This window comes from Anabaena sp. FACHB-595 (genome assembly GCF_048568275.1).
GTDB lineage: Bacteria > Cyanobacteriota > Cyanobacteriia > Cyanobacteriales > Nostocaceae > Trichormus.
In genome coordinates, this window is sequence record NZ_CP183473.1 from 853153 (window position 1) to 871419 (window position 18267).

Below are 18267 nucleotides of genomic sequence, written 5' to 3' on the forward strand. Positions count from 1 at the left end.
TACACCCACCGCCAACAATATTTCTGTGTCGTTCAACTAGTTAACAACTAACGCTTCCAAGGAGAAACCAATGGAAACTCAGTCAACCAACCCACCAATTACACTTCCAGAAATTCCCCCTGGCTATCTCAACATTATGGGTTACATCGATGAGTCAGAGGTAAATGGCCCTGGCTGTCGAGCAGTGGTTTGGGTACAAGGTTGTCCCCGTGAATGTCCAGGATGTTTTAATCCTGATTCGTGGACGTTTGAAATCAATCAACTAGTTTCTGTAGATTCTCTTGTTGAGCAAATTCTCAGCAAACCGCAAAATCAAGGTGTGACATTTTCTGGTGGAGAACCTTTTCATCAAGCAATAGCATTGGCGGAATTAGCTCGTAAGCTGAAAGCTGCTGGTTTAAGTGTCATGTCTTTTACAGGCTTCACCCTGAAACAATTACAATCTGAATCAGCGCCTCCTGGTTCTCAAGCATTATTAGAACAACTCGATATTTTAATTGATGGGCCATTTGTGGAGTCTCTAGCGATTAATTCTCCCGATTCTCCTGTTTCTTCCAAAAATCAAAAAGTTCATGTTTTTAACCCCGCCTTTGTAGATAAAGTTACCTGGGCTAGTGATCAAATAGAAGTTCACATTCTCAAAGATGGAAACCGCATTGTTACTGGTTATCAAGGTTGGTTGGAATTGACTTGACAATAGTTGATGGTTGATTGTTGATTGTTGACTGTTGGCTGTTGAATATAGAACTGACGAACTCAAATGCTCTAAGTGATCTTAATGTAGCGACTGTCTTGAAAGTCAAGCGATCGTTAACAAAAACCGGGACTCTGAACATTGACGCAACTGGGGAACGCTGCGCTAGATTCTGCGGTGGCTGGTACGGGCAAAAAGACTTGTGGCTCTTGGCTAAGATGGTAGCAGCCCGCACCAGCCACTCCGCTTCGCCGCAGAATCTTCCCCAGTTGCTGGATTTCCCGTGAAGATAAAAAAGAGCATCAAAAATTGACCCAAATGCGGCAATAGGATCATCAGGGAGAGTATTTCCAAGTATAAAAACGGTCAATTGTGATTAAGCGTTGGGAATGGGTTGTAAGTTGTCAGTAACACGCCAAGGTAAATTATCCCGAACCATTGCATTTAAAATGACTAACATTTTATGAACGCAAGCAGTGAGAGCTAATTTTTTCGATTTACCACGTTCGACAAGACGCTCATAAAAGGCCTTGATAACCGGATTATGACGCATAGCAACAACAGCACCCATATAAAGAGTGGCACGAACATGAGCGCGACCGCCATTAATCATGCGCTTACCTTTGTGTTGACCACTATCATGATTGATAGGTGCAACACCAACTAAGCGAGAAATTTGTTTGGCAGTGAGTTGACCGAGTTCTGGCAAATCAGAAACCAGAGTTGTCGAAATAACTTGGCCAATACCAGGAGTAGTTTTGAGTAAATTAACTTTTTCAATCCATTGTTGATTGTTTTGAGTTAATTGCTCAATTTCTTGATTGAGTTGTTTGAGACGTTCGTCAAGATATTCAATGTGTGCTTCAATATCTGCCAATGCTTTACCACGGGCGCGTGAGCGTCGATTTTTTTCAGCAGTTTGCATCTCAACTAATTGTCTTCGACGACTAATTAATTCTCCTAATTGACGAGATGCTTGTGACTCAATGTTTAACACTTGAGGTTTCATTGCTTCCCCAAAGTGTGCCAATATTTGTGCATCGATAGCATCTGTTTTGGCGAGTTTACCAGTGGCTTTGGCAAAATTTCGTCCTTGACGTGGATTGATTAATGCTACTGGTAGCATTGCTGCCTGTAGTTGAATGACCAGTTCTGTTTCTAATCCTCCGGTTGCTTCTAGTACGATGAGGTTCAAATCATAAAATTTTAATTGTTCAACTAAATTAAATATTTCTAGTTCTGTATTAGCAAACTTCAATGCTTTACCGATGGGACGGATATAAACATCGAGGGTCGCTTTGCTCACGTCAATGCCTACCCACACAGAGATGTTTTCCATTTTTGAATCTCAACTATTTTGTCAAGAAGTTTTTAATTCATCCCCTTGATTTCACTCATCCTTGCCCGATGCGGACTGTATACTTTAAATGTCAGTAGTTTAAAGCTTTGACCCCGGCGACTGTTCGAGTTCTGTCAAAGAGATTGTTGTGGTGACCCATGCTACAAAGCGGTCTTTAATGACCTAGGGTGCGACGGTCTACCACTTCTTTTAATATACAAGGGTGCGTCAGTGTGATAGAACCTAACTATACTCAGAAATTATTCATACTGACGCACCCTACCAAACTAACGACTAATAATGTTGACTTTGACGCAACTTGTAACACCCAATCCTGATGTAGCAATCACTTTAACTTTGTTTCTCACAGCAGAAGAACGCTGTCGTAGTCGTCACCGCTTTGAGACAGAAGATGGTCAGGTTGTGTTTTTGCGTTTACCTAGAGGTACACTTTTGCAGGATGGGGATATTCTCCAAGATGAAACCAATGGCAATTTAATCAGAATCGCGGCTAAACCAGAACCAGTATTAACGGCGGTTGCTCAAACTCAACTTTTATTAATGCGAGCAGCCTATCATTTAGGTAATCGTCATGTACCTGTAGAGATTACCCCGACTTATTTACGCTTATCGCCAGATACCGTTTTGCGGACAATGTTGGAACACATGGGGTTAGAAATTACCGCAGAAATTCTCCCCTTTCAGCCAGAATTGGGAGCTTATGGACACCACCACCCTCACTGATCACCATTTTTTACATATTTTACAACTAGCTAGTTCTGCTTTACCTGTGGGAGCCTATAGCTATTCGGAGGGACTAGAAACGCTTGTAGAAAATGGGACAATTACTAGTCAATCAACTCTGCAACAATGGTTAGAGGCTGAACTAAGTTATGGGGCGATTCGTCTAGAAGCTGCGGTGATGGTGAGAGCCTATCAAGCTGCCACAATGGATGATATGGAAACCTTATGCTATTGGAATCTGTGGTTATCTGCGGCGAGGGAAACCCAAGAATTACGCAATTCTAGCTGGCAAATGGGGCGATCGCTCATGCAGTTACTTGGTAAAATACAACCAGAAATTCTACCTTTAGCCAATGCTGTAGGTAATCCTTGTAATTATGCGATCGCTTTTGGAATTGCCTCTGCACATTGGCAAATTAATATTCAAGCCGCCTTATTAGCATATCTGCATAGTTGGGCAACTAATTTAATTACGGCTGGTGTCAAACTCATCCCCCTCGGACAAACAGCAGGACAAGAATTATTACTCCAGTTGCAACCGTTAATTAGTCATGCAACAGTGGAAATTATGTCTTTAAAAGATGACGAACTCAGTTGTTGTAGTTGGGGTCTATCTTTAGCCAGTATGCAGCACGAAACCCAATATACAAGGTTGTTTAGGAGTTGACGGTTGACAGTTAACAGTTAACAGTTAACAGTTAACAGTTAACAGTTTACTATTGACTTATGAATGCTTTTCGTGTTGGGGTAGCAGGCCCAGTGGGTTCGGGGAAGACGGCTTTAGTTGATGCTTTGTGTAAAGCATTGCGCGATCGCTATAAGCTGGCAGTGGTGACAAATGATATATATACTCAAGAAGATGCCCAATTTTTGGTACGTTCTCAAGCTTTGACAAGCGATCGCATTTTAGGCGTAGAGACAGGCGGTTGTCCACACACAGCGATTCGGGAAGATGCTTCCATGAATTTGGCAGCAATTGAACAGCTAGAACAGCGTTTCACCGATTTAGATTTAGTCTTTTTAGAAAGCGGTGGAGATAATTTAGCTGCTACCTTTAGTCCTGAATTAGTAGATTTAACAATTTACGTAATTGATGTAGCTGCCGGTGACAAAATCCCCCGCAAAGGTGGGCCAGGAATTACCAAATCTGACTTATTAGTAATTAATAAAACTGACCTAGCCCCATACGTTGGCGCAGATTTAAGCGTTATGGAAAGAGACGCAAAAAAAATGCGCGGCGATAAACCCTTTATTTTTACTAATTTAAAAACTCAACAAGGACTCAACGATGTAATTGAATTTGTTTGTAATCATATCTGTCCTGTGTAGAGGTAAGCAGAAGCAGGGGAACTTACTCAAATATTTCCCCCCCTTCCTTCTGCCCCAATTTCTAACATTTACCATTCCCTACTCCCAGGACTTTCGGTGCGTCCACCTGTAAGGTCATCTGCTCAGAACGCACGGTTAAAAAAGAATTACCTAAGCCCATACTAGAAAAAGGGCTGGTAGTAGGAACATCCAAGCTAGAGCCTATAAAACCAACTAAAGCTTCAAATTTAGCAGTAAATGTCAGTAAATCGTTAGCCAGCCTACTAAAACCCGGTACAGCTAACTTTTGCCGCCATGCCAAACTTTGTTGGTCGTAGTTAAGAGTACACAATTGTTGGTTTCCCTGATGGACTGTAACGGATTTTTCCTGCCAAGTAAATTCGGCAAATTCCTTTGGTAATCCCCAAATTTCTCGACCGCCAGCTACAGAGTCAGCATTATCTACATATATATGAGAAATCCAACCACCGATTTTTCCCTTATCAGCCACCACAGCTAAAGCTACAATTAACTCGCTATACTCCAGCACCGAGCCAGAACCGTAAGATGATAGATATACTGTGGCGATGGTTTTACCCGGCCAGACAGAGAACAGGTTTAACCCGGTGGGAATTAGTGAGCGCACTTGGTCAATATTCACCAAATGCAAAGTTTCGATAGCAAAACCTTTAAGTGTCCAAGGTGCTAGTGGATATGGCATAGCTTTATTTACCACGTAAAAGGATGATGGGTATTGGGTACTAAGTAGTAGAGATAATCTTACCCAATCCCCAATTCCTATTCCCTAAAGATTACCTTCAATCAACAGGCGATACTCACTCTTTTGCTTAACACCTTTAACTTCTTTCACCAGTTCTTTATCCTTAAAGAACTGAACAGTTGGTGTGCCGGTTACCCCAGCATTTTCGGCAATATCGCGGTCTTGGTCGATATCGATTTCCACAAAGTGGATTTTGCTGTCAAATTCATCAACCACTTTATTTAAGATTGGCTTGAGGGTATGGCAAGGCCCACAACCAGGGGAGACATATTTGACAATGAGTAGGCGATCGCTTTCATGGAATAATTTCCTTAAAGCATAACCACCAGCATGACGAGTTGCATTCACATCAAATCCCGCTTCTTGTTCCGCTTCGGTTTTCTGCGCTACTGGCTGAGTTTCTAACTCATTATTGATTGTTGCTTCTTGATGGAACTCTTGAATCAACGCATTCGCAGACAACCAGCGCTCTGCTAATAGCGCTGCCGCGCAGCCACTACCAGCCGCCGTAATTGCTTGGCGATACTCATGGTCTTGTACGTCACCCGCCGCGAAGACACCCTCTACACTGGTTTCTGGTGAACCATGTTTGGTGACAACATAACCAATTTCATCCAGTTCTAGTTGTCCCTGAAATAAGGAAGTGTTGGGCTTGTGACCAATAGCGTAGAATAAACCTTTGGCGTGTACGTTGGTTTCTTCCCCAGTCTGATTATTGCGGACTTTCACCCCATCCATGTGACCATTACCAAACACATCCACAACTTCTGTGTTCCAATGCACTTGGATTTTGGGGTTACTCAAAACGCGGTCTTGCATCGCTTTAGAAGCCCGCATCTTTTCAGAACGCACCAACAAATTAACCTTCGAACCGTACTTGGTGAGATATATTGATTCTTCCGCCGCCGAGTCGCCAGCACCAATCACAGCCAACTCTGCACCGTGGAAAATCGGGGTTGCACCATCACAGATTGCACAAGCCGAAATTCCCCGACTCCAAAATTCATGCTCACTAGGTAAACCCAAACGCTTGGCAGTTGCACCAGTAGCAATAATAATAGTGTGTGCCTTAACTTCTCTTTCCTCTGAGCGCACAGTAAATGGACGTTGGCTCAAATCAACTGATATAACATCTTCAGTATATAACTCAGCCCCCCAGCGCTCTGCCTGAGCCTTCATCCTATCCATTAATTCCGGCCCCGTAATCCCTTGGGGAAACCCCGGAAAGTTCTCTACCTCCGTCGTTGTCATGAGTTGCCCACCAGGCAAACCCCCAGCTTGAAAACCTTCAAATACAACGGGTTTTAGGTTAGCTCTCGCCGCATAGATAGCAGCTGTATACCCTGCTGGCCCAGAACCAATAATGACTAAGTTTTCTACAGTTGGGTTAGACATAATATTTATAACGAACTCATAACGACTACGTTTAATATAGCATAACATATCAGATCGGCAAGGGGAGTGACAAGAAAACATCTACTAGCTTGAGCCACTTCAAGATAGCTATTGGCTTTTCGCCCATCTTCCTGCGGAATCAGTGGCAACTGTTCGTGTAATATGAATTAGCTTTTCTATGTAGCAGATATAAAACGCTTTTATGAATCAATTGACAGTTAAAGATTGGACAGTCATCAAGCGGCAGCTGACTCCTTATCTGTTCTTGCTACCTGCTTTGGTTTTGTTGGGGTTAACTGTCTTTTGGCCAGCATTGCAAGCCTTTTACCTGAGTTTTACTAGCTACGAAGACTTAAGCCAACCGCCGCAGTGGATAGGTTTTAAAAACTTTCTTCGGTTGTGGAAAGATGCCGTTTTTTGGAAAACTTTAGAAAATACATTTCTTTATCTTGTTGCTGTAGTGCCGATTTTGGTGATTGCGCCTCTAGGGTTGGCAATTTTAGTTAATCAAAAACTACGCGGAATTAATTGGTTTAGAGCCGCATACTACACGCCAGTAGTAATTTCTATGGTGGTTGCTGGTATCGCTTGGAAATGGCTATACGCCGAAAATGGCTTACTTAATCAGTTGCTAAAAACCATCGGTCTTTTCCCAGAAGGAATTCCCTGGCTCACAACTTCCGCTAAAATTTTCGGGATTGTACCAATTTCTCTAGCCAGCGTCATGGCTGTGACGATATGGAAAGGACTAGGCTATTACATGGTGATTTATCTAGCTGGGTTGCAATCAATTCCCGCAGATGTGTATGAAGCCGCCGCCATTGATGGCTCAGATGGGATTAGTAAACATTGGGATATTACCATCCCTTTAATGAAACCTTATTTAGCACTAGTAGCAGTAATTTCCGCGATTTCCGCTACTAAGGTGTTTGAGGAAGTGTATATCATGACTCAAGGCGGGCCACTCAATAGCTCGAAAACCATTGTTTATTATCTATATGAGCAAGCCTTCAGTAATTTAGAAATCAGCTACGCCTGCACCATTGGACTCGTACTATTTTTGATAATTTTGGCTTTATCAGTGTTGCGGTTAGTGATTAGTCCACCAGGGGGAGACGGTCTAGTTTAATACTTAGACTACCGCCTTAAATTTTCCTATGCTACATTGGGTTACAAGATAGTAATACATTTGCCGAGCTATGGTTTGGGTTCTGTATACCCGACTGGTGCGCCAACCTCTGGATTGAGCGTATACCGCAAAGTAATAAGTTACTATTTTACCCCGTTTGATAAGGTCAGTGGCAGAGCCGATAAAGCTTATGCTACATCAAACACACCGAAAGTTAGCTCAGTGGTAGAGCGATCGACTGTTAATCGATATGTTGTAGGTTCAACTCCTATACTTTCTCCCAACCCTGTCCGGGTCAAAAGACACTACTCTGCAAAAGTAGCCCATTTAACTTTAGAAAAACTCTGTGATGTAGGTTTACTATTGGCCATCACTTGGTGATGTTCAGTAGTAGCAGTGAAGGAGCTAGAGCGGATTTTCTCTCTCTAACTTGAGTATGTTCCTTCGGTTTCCTATTTAGGCAGACTGAACGACATATTTGATGCTGTTGTCTATTTTTAGATGACCCTTGGGTATTCTAGACGCAAGCAGCAGCAATCTTAATCCAGTTTTGGAGACATATTCGCCCGCAACTGAACTGTAAACACCTACATTTGCAGAGTTTTAAAATATAGTGTAGTATGTGTAGTATAAACGAGCTTGATAGGATATCAACTTCTTTATTCATAAGTTACTGCTATGCCCAACTTTGATAATCAATTACAAACGTTCCAAGCCAGCGATCGCCAAGAATGGCGGGAATGGTTAGAGAAAAACTATCAAACATCTATTGGTGTATGGCTAATTTATTACAAAGTCAAAAGTGGTAAACCAAGTATTAAATATAATGAAGCAGTCAAAGAAGCCTTATGTTTTGGTTGGATTGACAGTAAAGTTAAATCTTTAGATGAAGAACGTTATATGCAGATATTTACTCCTCGGAAACCGAAAAGTGTATGGTCAAAATTAAATAAACAATATATCCAAGAACTGAGTGAGCAAGGTTTGATGATTGAGGCTGGTTTAGCGAAGATTGCAGCCGCAAAACAAGATGGTTCATGGACTAAGTTAGATGACATAGAAGCATTAATTATTCCAGAGGATTTACAACAAGCCTTAGCAGCAAATGAAACGGCTAATCAATATTTTTTGGGATTAAGTAACTCATCGAAAAAAAATATTCTCTCCTGGATTGCTAGCGCTAAACGTCCAGAAACAAGATTGAAGCGAATTGAGCAAACTATCAATTCAACAGCACAAAATAAACTTCCTAAGTTATAAATGTATTTGTTTCGTCATTTCCCAGTTATCTATATAAATTTATATGTGGAAAACATTTTATATTAAACCTAACGAAATCGGGATTTTATATCATCGGAGTGATTTCAAAAAAATTTTACAGCCAGGGACTTACATTTATTTTGGTAGGCATTGGCAAGTTAAAACTTATGACCTCAATCAACCTGAAGCTAAGATTGAGAATTTGGAATTATTGCTGCGAAATCACAGTGCAGAATTACAGGAACATTTACTAATAGTCAGGACAGCATTTAATCAAGCTGCTTTAGTTAGATGTGGGCAAACTTGGCTTAGTGTTTTACCTAATCAACTGCGGGTGTTTTGGCGCGGTTTTATTGAGGTACAAGCTCATTTTTTCAATTTGGAAACAAATTTGGAATTACCTGCTGAGTTTGTACAGCAACTACGGGGAATTATTTTGAGTGGAATTAAGAAGTTCCCCGTTTCTGAGTATGAGCTTGGTTTGCTGTACGTGCAGAACAACTTTGTGCGATCGCTCTCCACAGGAGAGTACGCTTTCTGGTCGGTTGATCGAGATGTTTCGGTACGGACTATCAGTCGTCTTATCCCTAATCCAGACTTTCCCTTAGAAGAAATTTTGATTGAGCAACACCCTGATTTTGTGGCTACTTATTGCGAAACGGTACAGTTACAGAGTCAACAAGTAGCGATCGCTCGTTATCAAGGTAAAGTCATCGCCATCCTACCACCAACCACCCGCAAGCTATTCTGGCAAGGTGTGGAAGTAGAAGTGATTGACATCAGTACTGATGCTAAATTGCCAACCTCCCTTATTGCTGAATTAGTTTCTGGTTCACGAGAGGTTGTAGCCTTGAGCCACAATTATTTACACCTTTGCGAAGTTCCACCACAACACATTGGCTTGCTATACATTAATCAAGAATTTCAAGCACAACTCCCCTCAGGGAAACACGCCTGGTGGTTGTTTGGACGTTCTTGGCAAACGGAAGTCTTTGACCTACGTCAACAAACTTTGGAAGTATCCGGGCAAGATATCCTCTCTAAAGATAAAGTACCCTTACGTTTGAACTTAACTGCTGGCTACCGCCTTCTTGACCCCTTGAGAGCCAGAAACGGCTTATCAGATATTCTTAATTATTTATATAAAGAATTGCAGTTTGCCTTACGTGGTGCTGTGGGAGAGAGGAGTTTGGATGCTTTACTGGAGGATAAAGGCACAATTGATAGAAGTATTTTTGAATATATTCGTCAGAAAACTGCTGACTATGGAATTGAGGTAGATTCGGTTGGAGTCAAAGATATTATTCTCCCTGGCGAAATTAAAACGATTTTGAGCAAAGTAGTGGAAGCCGAAAAAGCTGCCCAAGCTAACGTAGTTCGTCGTCGTGAAGAAACTGCTGCCACTCGCAGTATGTTGAATACCGCCAGGGTCATGGAAGATAACCCCGTAGCCTTGCGTTTGAAGGAGTTGGAGGTGCTAGAGCGAATTGCTGAGAAAATTGAGAAAATCCAAGTAAATGGCAGCTTGGACAGCATCTTGACGGAATTAATTCGGATTAATCCCAATTAAAAGCTCTATTTTCGATAATTTACAATCCTACGTAACTAATTATCTAAGATAGATGCAGAGAATTGGCTTCTATGTCATCCTAGAAAAGGAGAGTTAATTCGGTGAGTATCTTTGTTTTTAGTATTGACGGGCTTTTCCCTTTTAGTATTTACAGGCTTTTCTCCGAAATTTACATCTCTAGACAGTAACAATTTTGGAGACCATCAATGTCAATTTACGTAGGCAACCTCTCGTACGAAGTTACTCAAGACACCTTGAGCGCTGTTTTTGCAGAATACGGTACTGTAAAACGTGTTCAACTACCTACTGACCGCGAAACAGGACAACCACGGGGCTTTGGTTTTGTGGAAATGGGCAGTGAAGCTGAAGAAGCAGCCGCTATCGAAGCTCTTGATGGTGCTGAATGGATGGGACGTGACCTAAAAGTTAACAAAGCCAAGCCCAGAGAAGACCGAGGTCCTTCTGGTGGTAATCGGGGAGGATATGGTGGAGGCGGTGGACGCAACCGCTACTAAGCTTTTAAAGCTGAAATTTTTGTGGCCGATTTTCAGATTAGACAAAGAGTACGCCTTTTTTTTAAACTTGAGTCAACTGGACGGCTTACCATTATGAGCCATTAATTAAGCTAATTTAGCAGGAGAGATAATGACCCAAATAGTAGTGGGTGAGAATGAACACATAGAGTCAGCCTTACGCCGATTCAAGCGAGAAGTTTCCAAAGCGGGAATTTTTCAAGACATGAGGAAGCACCGTCACTTTGAAACGCCTATTGAAAAAAGCAAGCGCAAAAAACTTGCCTTGCACAAGCAGAGCAAAAGACGTTTCCGCACCTAAAGGATGACATAGAGACAAAAGAAAACCCTCATAGTGCTTATGAGGGTTTTCTTTTGGCGATTTAGCTCAGAAGAGGAAAAAGGTAGAAAAATCAGGAATGACACGTAACTAATGATTAATAATTGTTGTTACCTGTTGTAGTTTTGTTTGATAAACCTTGACTAATCTATCAATTCCTTTAAAACGATAATCTCCCATTTTTTGAAAATCATAACGTTGTGAAAGTAATTCATAAGTGGCTTCACTAATGACGCATTCGCTAGGTGGACAGATTGCTTCCATACGCGCAGCTAAATTAATTGTTCCGCCTAAGGCTGTGTACTCTACCCGTTGAGAACTACCAACATCCCCAACAACAGCCTTACCACTGTTAATGGCTATACGCAACTGTAGGGGTTCTTGCCAGAAACCATTGGCGTTGAGATGTTCCATCCGAATGAGCATAGCTTTAGCCGCAGCCGTGGCGCGATCGGCGTGGTCTGCTTGGGGTTCGGGCGCGCCAAAAAATGCCATGATACAATCACCGATATATTTATCTAAAGTGCCGCCACAGGCAAACACTTCTTGCAACATCTCTTCAAATAAATTATTTAATAATTGAGCGATCGCTGTTGGTGTTAACCTTTCGGAAATAGCTGTAAAACCCACTAAATCAGCAAACAAAATACTGATTTCGCTTTCCGCCGGGGGTAAGCGACCATCTGGTAAACCACCAATAGAAATCAATTGTTGGACGACAGCCGGGGAATGATAGCGTTCTAGGCGATGGCGAATGACTTCTTCTGTTTTCAGTTTCTCTGCTAATAACCAACGCTGGACGCTAGAAGCCACAAGATTTGCCAAAGCGGAAAAAAAGCTGAGTTCTTCTTCACCATCTCTCTCCCAGTGATAAGAAGATAAATGAGCATCAGCATAAAGCACGCCTACAACTTTATTTTCATCCCATAACGGTACAGCCATCGCGCTACGAATGCCTTTGAGTAAAATGCTGTGTTCACTAGAAAACCGCTCATCTTTGTGCGTGTCAGCAGTTTGGATGACGATTTTTTCTTCAAATACCTTTTGACAAATACTACGACTAATCCAACTAGCATCAGCTAATAAGTATTGCTGCTGAGTTTTACTTCTAGTACCAGCATTGACTAGCTCTAAATGACCGCAACCATTGACATCAATTAATAATGCTAAACGGTCAATACTACCGAGGTAACGAAATACAACCTGTTGCACCTGAAAAAAGATTTCCTCAATGGATGCAGCTGCACACAGATTTTTGGCGATGTCTACTAAGTCCTTGAGCCGGGCAATTGTTTTATTCTTATTGCTGATGTCACCATCATCACTATTAGCTTCTATCCATTGCTGTTGTAATTGCTTGGCACTGCGAAAAATGGTTCTTTGTTCGCCAACATCAGAAGGCTGTACTGGCTTAATCGAGACTACTGTCAGAGGTGTTTGAAGCAGCACGACTAAATTCACATTCCCCAACCAAATGACATCACCATGCTGCAACTGTCGTGGATGGCTAACAATGCTTTGATTAACTTGTGTTCCGTTTTTACTACCCAGATCCTCAATTATCCATTTACCATCGGCTTTTTTTACCAATTGAGCGTGCTTACGAGAAACACCAGCGAACGGTAAGTATAAATTACATTCCGGCAACCGACCAATTGTGAACACATCTCGATTCACGGTAACAGTTGTTTCCGTATCTCCTTGTTGTAAGCGTAAAGTCAGTTCAGTCATGGGTGTAATATATGTATCCTGGCAGATGGGAACACAAAGTTGTCTAAGGCAAAGAATAGAAGGATAGTCTTTACCTTTTCTTTATGGCATTCTTAATGAAGATCGACAACTATATGTAGTAATTATTACGCATCTATTATATTGAAAACTTTTTAAAGCTCTATGAGGGGTGACTCAGAGAAATTACTTAATCTTCTCTAAATATCACCTGTATATATATAAATTAATCTCATTTTGTCTTGGGTTATACAATGTTTATTAATAACCAAAATAGAATTCATATTTTAAGTATCAGTAAATATCTTTATCTTTAATTCATAATATCTTTACAGAAAAAATACATTTGCTAAAGCAAAATTTTATTTGAGCAAATAATATTAGATAAGCATGAGCATTATCTAAATTTAGATACTGAGTATTAACCAGTAATTATTAACAGTTATTCCTTATGGTGAGAAGCCAACAAAACCCACAAAAACATAATTGGCTATTTTTCTTTATTAGTGTTTTTATTGTATTAATAGCTACTCTTTATCCATTTGATTTTTCAAAAATAGTAAAATTTTCAATTACTGAACTTATTGCCAGCTTTAATAACTCAAGTTCTTTCCAAGACCAGGTTAATAATATTTTATTATTTCTACCTGTGGGTTGGAGTTTCGGTAATTTATGCCAAAAGTCAATCAGAAAAATTACATTACAAATTCTCTTTGTAATTTTGGTAAGCTTTGGCTTGTCATTAACAGTTGAATTTCTCCAGATATTCTTACCCTCTAGAAGTCCCACGCCTGCTGATTTATTGAATAATAGTTTAGGGGGCTTATTTGGGTTTATTTGTTTTTCTATTTGGAATGCAAAAAGTTTCAGTAGTACAGTAGAAAAATTAGACTCAAGTCGAGTAAGTAAATCATCTAAACTAATTATTTGTTTTTTCTGTGGATATTTAATTTTGACATTGTTGATCTCGCTACTCTGGCAAGGTACAACTAATTTAAGTAATTGGGATAGAAACTATTACTTAAGTGTTGGTAATGAAATTACAGGTAATAAAGCATGGGCAGGATATGTATCGGAAATCTCTATTGTTGATAGAGCTATATCCAAAAATGAGGCATCACAAACTTTGGCTGATGCCAATTACTTGCATAAGCTCGGTAATTCTTTAGTAGCTCACTATAAACTGAATGGTGAATGTTGCTATCAAGACCAAACAGGTAATCAGCCAGAACTATTATGGCAAGGAAGGTCTGCCAGTACACCAAAAAGCCAAGGTGCATTTTTAGATGCTCATCATTGGTTAAAAACATCGACTCCTGTCAGCCATCTTAGCCAAAGAATGAGTCAGACATCGGAGTTTACTATTAGTACAGCGATCGCCACTACCAATGTAGACCAGAAAGGCCCGGCACGAATTATTTCTGTTTCTGGTAGTTCTCAACGCCGCAATTGGACGCTAGGACAGCAGGGAAATAGTCTAGATTTCCGCTTACGTACACCCCTTACGGGAGAAAATGGCACAGAATTGAAACTAAATATACCTAATGTATTTACAGACACTTATCTTCATCATCTTGTTATCACCTATTCCAGAGGAAACATCCAAGTATATATAGACAAACTAGAAAATTTTCACTCTTTTAACTTGCTGGATTTAATTCCCAAAGAGCAGCGAATTTTCTATTATGCACTCACTTTCATGCCTTTAGGAATAGGTTTAGGAATAATCACTTTCCTAGCTAGAAAAAAATTAATATTTTATAGAATTTTATTTTATAGTGGAATCTTGATACCTTCTTTGATGTTAGAAGGTATTTTAGTTAGTGAAAGTGGCAAAGATTTCAGCATCAAACACTTACTGCTTGGTATCTCTTTTACAGCAGTGACTATGATATTTTTGAGAATCCGGGCAGCTAGATTAAAAATGATCAGTTAGTGGTCAGCCAATCCCTTCGGGAATTCAAAATTCACTCATACCCTACGGCTATTCCTGCGGAGAACTCCTAGAGTAGGCTACGCCAACAAAATTCAAAAAAGGTCAGCAGTGGTTCACTTCCTGCGATTTACATTGGTGGTAACTCTAAAGGTAGGGTTCCTAATAAGCCTTTGCGATAGTCAGTTAACAATTGCCTTGCCGTTCTTTCCACATCCCCCTTGTGGCGATATTCTGCTAGCGCGTGTAAATACCCTTCTCCTGTGTGGGGTGTAGGGTCGAGTTCGTACCGTGTGTATAGGGGTGATTTTGGTAATAACTCACCGGCTTGTTCTTGGAGTGAATTGACTAGATCAATCAAGGCCGCAGCTACTAGCTGATTGTCGTAAGATGCTTGACCAATATCGTCACAAATTGCTAGTTTCACTGCTGCTTCTTGATTACCCAATTTAACGGGGATGACTCCAGGAGCATCCAACAGTTCCAACTGGTCAGAAATTCGCACCCAGCGTAGTTGACGCGTTACCCCAGGACGAGCAGCACTTTCTACAACGCGTTTTCCTAATAAACGGTTGATTAAGGCTGATTTACCAACGTTAGGAAAGCCGATTACCACTGCTCGCACTGCACGAGGTAGCATTCCTCTATCGCGTCTTCTTTGATTCAGTTCTACCCCTGCGGCTTGGGCTGCTTTTGCCACACCAACTACACCTTGACCATGTTGGGCATTGGTACAATAAGGGACTTCACCGCGATTTTGGAAATAATCTATCCACAGCGATCGCACCTGTGGAGGTATCATATCTAATCGATTCAATACCAAAATTCGCGCCTTATTTCCTACCCACTCATCTATTTGTGGATGATGGGTAGCCAAGGGAATCCGCGCGTCTCTAACCTCAAATACCACATCTACCCGCGATAGCTGTTCTTTAAGATTCTTTTCCGCCTTGGCAATATGCCCCGGATACCATTGGATTAAATTTAATTTGTAGTTATCAGTTAAGCCCATAATTTGAGGGAGTGGGGAGTATGAATCAATTCAAAATTCAAAATTAAAGACAGCCGCGCACAAGGGACGCGGTTTTGAACCTCACTTCTAATTATTACCTGTGATGCCTTGATGTAAAATCAGACGGTTGCCATCTGGGTCGTAGGCGTAAATTTCTCTACCGTGGGAAGCGATCGCAATTTCTCCTGGCGGTGGATAACCTAAATCGGTGATATGTGCGATCGCTGCTTCTAAATTACTAACTTCTAAACACAAACTCACCTTACTTTTAGTTGAATTTTGAAATTCTGACTCGTGAGTCTGTTTAGGTTTAAAAATACCTAATCGCATTCCAGCGACATGAAACTCGGCATACACATTGGGTATGGAAGTTATTGGTTGTTGTTCTAAGAAGTTAGTGTAAAAGGTCATCAATTGATTAATATTGAGTGTTGCGAGAGTGATTAGTGCATTTGTGTAGTGAAAACCCATAATTATTGATGAATATAGCGTCTGCTGTTGAGTCGCTAGAGTATAAATTGTCACAGAAGTATCAATTATGCTCAATACTCCTGTTGATTTTCGCACTTTGATTAACTAGGACTTACGCAGACAGGTTGTCTGTTGAGACCGGGTGTAAGGGTGTAAGGGCTTCAAACATTTATACCCCTACACCCCTATACCCTTCTCCCAACCCTTGATCTTTCGTTTTCATGCGTAAGTCCTATTAACTTATTAATTCAGTTTATGCAGTTACAACTGCTGGTTGTGGCCAGCGTCCTACAGCTTTACCAATAACGGCTAATTCCTGCATTAAGCGGTCGAAATGTTCTGGTGTGAGGGATTGTGGCCCGTCGGATAGGGCTTTTTTAGGATTGGGGTGTACTTCAATCATCAAAGAATCAGTACCAGCTGCGATCGCTGCCATTGCCATTGATGGCACATACTCAGCCCAACCCGTACCATGACTGGGATCAATCATAATTGGTAGGTGAGTTAATTTCCTCAATACTGGAACTACCGACAAATCTAAAGTATTACGTGTATATTGACGGTCAAAAGTACGAATACCTCGTTCGCACAAAATTACATTAGGGTTACCTGCTGCTAGAACGTACTCGGCTGCCATCAACCAATCTTCGATAGTAGCTGCCATTCCTCGCTTCAGTAATACTGGTTTTGGTTGCGCCCCTACTTTTTTCAGTAGGGAGAAATTCTGCATATTTCTTGCACCTACCTGGATGACATCAGCCACTTCTGCAATAATATCCAGTTCTGACGCGTCCATTACTTCAGTGATGATACCCAAACCGCTAACATCCCGCGCCTTTGCCAACAATTCCAAAGCACTTTCGCCGTGACCTTGAAAAGCGTAAGGTGAAGTACGGGGCTTGTATGCACCACCGCGTAAAAACTTAGCGCCGGCTGCCTTGACACGTTGCGCCGTCTCAATAATCATTTCCTCATTTTCCACAGAGCAGGGGCCAGCAACCACCACCAAGGCTTGGTTTTCACCAAATACCACGGAACCATCTGGAGTATTAACCACTACTTCCGAGGCTTCACCGTGACGATATTGGCGGCTAGCGCGTTTATAAGGCAGTTCTACCCGTAATACTTGCTCAATCCAAGGGCTAACTTCTTGAATTTGTAAGGGGTCTAAGTCGGCGGTTTCACCTACTAAGCCAATTACTACTTTGTGTTTGCCGATAATTTTTTCTGGTGTCAGCCCCCAACTGGTTAATTCATCATTAATCCGGTTGATTTCCACTTCTGGGGAACCGACTTTCATGACTACTATCATATAAAAATCCCTATTTATATAGTGATCAGTTCTCAGTCACCTTGGTTCTTATATATTAATTGGTGACTTCCTCAACGATTTAAATATAGGTTTAATAAATATAAAAAACACAAGCGCTCAGTGCTTTTATGACCGTCTATTGGGTTTAGTTGATGATTATTAATGTTTACTTAGTAATGTTGAAGTTATTCAAGTGTAAACTTCAACATCGACTGGAAAACTTACCCAACAAGACAGTTATCTGAACACTTGAGCGCCGTTTTTCACACCTTTTTTTGCCGCGTTTCGCGCCAACCTTCCACCATTCGCCCCCAGTTGGTGCCAAATTCACCTAAACCCAAGAGACTACCAGTTCTTTCTTCATCCCAAGAGGCAGATAGAACACCATAGGTGATCCCCAAAACCCCCAAACCAAAAAATCCCATATTCACCAATAAAACAGCGATGGGAGCTAGTTGGATATCAGAATAAATGGTCAGCAGGTAACTAGAAACCAAAGTAGTGATACCCAAAGCTGTTGGTATACCGCAGAATGCCGCTACACGGCGGATCATCCTTTGGCTTACCACTTGGGGAATTGCCATCTCTTCTTTAGTGTAAGGTAGCTGCTTTTTGTCCTGCTTGTCGGCTTCTTTTAGCTGTACTTGTGGCTTACTGGGAGCTTTTGCAGGTTTTTGGCGCTTTTTTTTTGGTTCAAAAGGCAAACGACCGCGTTCAGATTCTTCAGCAGGCATAAAGA

The 18267-nt window shown here is 41.2% G+C and carries 19 protein-coding genes, 1 tRNA gene and 1 pseudogene; 13 read left to right on the forward strand and 8 right to left on the reverse strand.

Going from position 1 to position 18267, the window contains the following annotated elements; genetic code table 11:
* The first annotated feature begins 70 nt into the window (after nt 1-70).
* Both ACN222_RS03610 and ACN222_RS03615 read left to right on the forward strand, forming a co-directional pair.
* Nucleotides 71-694, forward strand: coding sequence for a 4Fe-4S single cluster domain-containing protein (locus tag ACN222_RS03610; protein ID WP_010994906.1), 624 nt, complete (start codon nt 71-73; stop codon nt 692-694).
* Between the two features lie 20 nt (nt 695-714).
* On the forward strand, nt 715-981 hold the full coding sequence (locus ACN222_RS03615) for a hypothetical protein (RefSeq protein WP_193371832.1): 267 nt from the start codon (nt 715-717) through the stop codon (nt 979-981).
* Between the two features lie 89 nt (nt 982-1070).
* Here the strand turns inward: ACN222_RS03615 and ACN222_RS03620 are convergent, their stop codons facing one another.
* A complete protein-coding gene (locus tag ACN222_RS03620; protein ID WP_010994426.1) occupies nt 1071-2033 on the reverse strand; it encodes an IS110 family transposase in 963 nt (320 codons plus the stop codon).
* Nucleotides 2034-2333: 300 nt separating this feature from the next.
* Between ACN222_RS03620 and ureE the strand changes: the two genes are divergently transcribed.
* From ureE to ureG, 3 genes are read left to right on the forward strand one after another with little or no spacing between them, the layout of a single operon-like run.
* Nucleotides 2334-2777 carry an urease accessory protein UreE gene (ureE, locus tag ACN222_RS03625; protein ID WP_010994907.1) on the forward strand — a complete coding sequence of 148 codons (444 nt, stop codon included), beginning with the start codon at nt 2334-2336 and terminating at the stop codon, nt 2775-2777.
* Complete coding sequence (locus ACN222_RS03630) at nt 2755-3444, forward strand: urease accessory protein UreF (RefSeq protein ID WP_044520711.1); 690 nt, start codon at nt 2755-2757, stop codon at nt 3442-3444. The genes ureE and ACN222_RS03630 overlap by 23 nt, the downstream gene beginning before the upstream one ends.
* Nucleotides 3445-3503: 59 nt before the next feature.
* Entirely contained in the window at nt 3504-4106 is a 603-nt protein-coding gene (gene ureG / locus ACN222_RS03635; RefSeq protein ID WP_010994909.1) for an urease accessory protein UreG, read from the forward strand.
* Nucleotides 4107-4167: 61 nt separating this feature from the next.
* On the opposite strand, the gene ACN222_RS03640 is transcribed toward ureG, so the two are convergent.
* Both ACN222_RS03640 and trxB read right to left on the reverse strand, forming a co-directional pair.
* On the reverse strand, nt 4168-4806 hold the full coding sequence (locus ACN222_RS03640) for an acetoacetate decarboxylase family protein (RefSeq protein ID WP_044520712.1): 639 nt from the start codon (nt 4804-4806) through the stop codon (nt 4168-4170).
* 84 nt (nt 4807-4890) lie between these two features.
* Nucleotides 4891-6261, reverse strand: a complete 1371-nt coding sequence (gene trxB / locus ACN222_RS03645; protein WP_044520713.1) for a thioredoxin-disulfide reductase — start codon at nt 6259-6261, stop codon at nt 4891-4893.
* A gap of 202 nt (nt 6262-6463) precedes the next feature.
* On the opposite strand from trxB, the gene ACN222_RS03650 reads away from it, so the two are divergent.
* The 6 genes from ACN222_RS03650 to rpsU all read left to right on the forward strand — a co-directional run bounded on the left by ACN222_RS03650 (nt 6464) and on the right by rpsU (nt 11054).
* Nucleotides 6464-7390: a carbohydrate ABC transporter permease gene (locus ACN222_RS03650; protein WP_010994912.1), complete on the forward strand. Its 927-nt coding sequence runs from the start codon at nt 6464-6466 to the stop codon at nt 7388-7390.
* A 208-nt stretch (nt 7391-7598) separates the two neighbouring features.
* Nucleotides 7599-7673, forward strand: a tRNA-Asn gene (locus tag ACN222_RS03655).
* Between the two features lie 395 nt (nt 7674-8068).
* The gene (locus ACN222_RS03660; RefSeq protein WP_010994913.1) at nt 8069-8650 is read left to right on the forward strand and encodes a YdeI/OmpD-associated family protein; all 582 of its coding nucleotides are present in this window, start codon (nt 8069-8071) and stop codon (nt 8648-8650) included.
* Nucleotides 8651-8693: 43 nt separating this feature from the next.
* Nucleotides 8694-10220 carry a slipin family protein gene (locus tag ACN222_RS03665; RefSeq protein WP_010994914.1) on the forward strand — a complete coding sequence of 509 codons (1527 nt, stop codon included), beginning with the start codon at nt 8694-8696 and terminating at the stop codon, nt 10218-10220.
* A 206-nt stretch (nt 10221-10426) separates the two neighbouring features.
* Nucleotides 10427-10735, forward strand: a complete 309-nt coding sequence (locus tag ACN222_RS03670) for an RNA recognition motif domain-containing protein (protein WP_010994915.1) — start codon at nt 10427-10429, stop codon at nt 10733-10735.
* A gap of 130 nt (nt 10736-10865) precedes the next feature.
* Nucleotides 10866-11054 (forward strand): 30S ribosomal protein S21, encoded by a 189-nt coding sequence (gene rpsU, locus ACN222_RS03675; protein ID WP_010994916.1) that lies wholly within the window; start codon nt 10866-10868, stop codon nt 11052-11054.
* 108 nt (nt 11055-11162) lie between these two features.
* Here the strand turns inward: rpsU and ACN222_RS03680 are convergent, their stop codons facing one another.
* A complete protein-coding gene (locus tag ACN222_RS03680; RefSeq protein ID WP_010994917.1) occupies nt 11163-12803 on the reverse strand; it encodes an adenylate/guanylate cyclase domain-containing protein in 1641 nt (546 codons plus the stop codon).
* 448 nt (nt 12804-13251) lie between these two features.
* On the opposite strand from ACN222_RS03680, the pseudogene ACN222_RS03685 reads away from it, so the two are divergent.
* Nucleotides 13252-13593: pseudogene (locus ACN222_RS03685) on the forward strand (VanZ family protein); the annotation flags it as partial.
* A 159-nt stretch (nt 13594-13752) separates the two neighbouring features.
* Nucleotides 13753-14736, forward strand: coding sequence for a LamG domain-containing protein (locus ACN222_RS03690; protein WP_231865551.1), 984 nt, complete (start codon nt 13753-13755; stop codon nt 14734-14736).
* A gap of 127 nt (nt 14737-14863) precedes the next feature.
* On the opposite strand, the gene ylqF is transcribed toward ACN222_RS03690, so the two are convergent.
* The 4 genes from ylqF to ACN222_RS03710 form a co-directional block, all read right to left on the reverse strand.
* Nucleotides 14864-15745, reverse strand: coding sequence for a ribosome biogenesis GTPase YlqF (gene ylqF / locus ACN222_RS03695; RefSeq protein WP_010994919.1), 882 nt, complete (start codon nt 15743-15745; stop codon nt 14864-14866).
* An 87-nt stretch (nt 15746-15832) separates the two neighbouring features.
* Entirely contained in the window at nt 15833-16216 is a 384-nt protein-coding gene (locus ACN222_RS03700; RefSeq protein WP_044520716.1) for a VOC family protein, read from the reverse strand.
* A 253-nt stretch (nt 16217-16469) separates the two neighbouring features.
* Nucleotides 16470-17528: a 3-deoxy-7-phosphoheptulonate synthase gene (aroF, locus tag ACN222_RS03705; protein ID WP_010994921.1), complete on the reverse strand. Its 1059-nt coding sequence runs from the start codon at nt 17526-17528 to the stop codon at nt 16470-16472.
* A 263-nt stretch (nt 17529-17791) separates the two neighbouring features.
* The gene (locus ACN222_RS03710; RefSeq protein WP_010994922.1) at nt 17792-18262 is read right to left on the reverse strand and encodes a PAM68 family protein; all 471 of its coding nucleotides are present in this window, start codon (nt 18260-18262) and stop codon (nt 17792-17794) included.
* Between the last annotated feature and the right edge of the window lie 5 nt (nt 18263-18267).

Excerpts from the sequence above, each read along its gene's own strand:
- ACN222_RS03610 (WP_010994906.1), top strand. The coding sequence starts at position 71 with ATGGAAACTCAGTCAACCAACCCACCAATTACACTTCCAGAAATTCCC.
- ACN222_RS03620 (WP_010994426.1), bottom strand. The coding sequence starts at position 2,033 with ATGGAAAACATCTCTGTGTGGGTAGGCATTGACGTGAGCAAAGCGACC.
- ureE (WP_010994907.1), top strand. The coding sequence starts at position 2,334 with ATGTTGACTTTGACGCAACTTGTAACACCCAATCCTGATGTAGCAATC.
- ACN222_RS03630 (WP_044520711.1), top strand. The coding sequence starts at position 2,755 with ATGGACACCACCACCCTCACTGATCACCATTTTTTACATATTTTACAA.
- ureG (WP_010994909.1), top strand. The coding sequence starts at position 3,504 with ATGAATGCTTTTCGTGTTGGGGTAGCAGGCCCAGTGGGTTCGGGGAAG.
- ACN222_RS03640 (WP_044520712.1), bottom strand. The coding sequence starts at position 4,806 with ATGCCATATCCACTAGCACCTTGGACACTTAAAGGTTTTGCTATCGAA.
- trxB (WP_044520713.1), bottom strand. The coding sequence starts at position 6,261 with ATGTCTAACCCAACTGTAGAAAACTTAGTCATTATTGGTTCTGGGCCA.
- ACN222_RS03650 (WP_010994912.1), top strand. The coding sequence starts at position 6,464 with ATGAATCAATTGACAGTTAAAGATTGGACAGTCATCAAGCGGCAGCTG.
- ACN222_RS03660 (WP_010994913.1), top strand. The coding sequence starts at position 8,069 with ATGCCCAACTTTGATAATCAATTACAAACGTTCCAAGCCAGCGATCGC.
- ACN222_RS03665 (WP_010994914.1), top strand. The coding sequence starts at position 8,694 with ATGTGGAAAACATTTTATATTAAACCTAACGAAATCGGGATTTTATAT.
- ACN222_RS03670 (WP_010994915.1), top strand. The coding sequence starts at position 10,427 with ATGTCAATTTACGTAGGCAACCTCTCGTACGAAGTTACTCAAGACACC.
- rpsU (WP_010994916.1), top strand. The coding sequence starts at position 10,866 with ATGACCCAAATAGTAGTGGGTGAGAATGAACACATAGAGTCAGCCTTA.
- ACN222_RS03680 (WP_010994917.1), bottom strand. The coding sequence starts at position 12,803 with ATGACTGAACTGACTTTACGCTTACAACAAGGAGATACGGAAACAACT.
- ylqF (WP_010994919.1), bottom strand. The coding sequence starts at position 15,745 with ATGGGCTTAACTGATAACTACAAATTAAATTTAATCCAATGGTATCCG.
- ACN222_RS03700 (WP_044520716.1), bottom strand. The coding sequence starts at position 16,216 with ATGGGTTTTCACTACACAAATGCACTAATCACTCTCGCAACACTCAAT.
- aroF (WP_010994921.1), bottom strand. The coding sequence starts at position 17,528 with ATGATAGTAGTCATGAAAGTCGGTTCCCCAGAAGTGGAAATCAACCGG.
- ACN222_RS03710 (WP_010994922.1), bottom strand. The coding sequence starts at position 18,262 with ATGCCTGCTGAAGAATCTGAACGCGGTCGTTTGCCTTTTGAACCAAAA.